Annotated in this window: 1 protein-coding gene; it reads left to right on the top strand. The window is 41.1% G+C overall.

The features are described 5' to 3' along the window. A partial coding sequence (locus WFH18_RS18380; RefSeq protein WP_336755474.1) for a transposase occupies window positions 1–219 on the top strand: 219 nt, incomplete at both ends.

Raw genomic sequence — 219 nt, 5'->3', positions numbered from 1 at the left:
TCAGGTCATTGCAGATCGGCAAGCACATGCGGTGATTCCACCTAGAAAAAATGCGAAACCATGGAAAGATACAAAGAGTAGCTCGCTAGAGCGAAATGAATTACTTCGAACAGTTAAACGTTTAGGCAGGACATTATGGAAAAAATGGTCAGGCTATCATCGCCGCAGTTTGGTGGAAACCAAGATGCATTGCATCAAATTATTAGGCGATAAATTAAT

It is taken from the genome of Acinetobacter sp. USHLN143 (genome assembly GCF_037145695.1).
Taxonomy (GTDB): domain Bacteria; phylum Pseudomonadota; class Gammaproteobacteria; order Pseudomonadales; family Moraxellaceae; genus Acinetobacter; species Acinetobacter fasciculus.
Note: the sequence above shows the minus strand (reverse complement) of the source record. Positions and strands in the feature narration are given on the sequence as shown.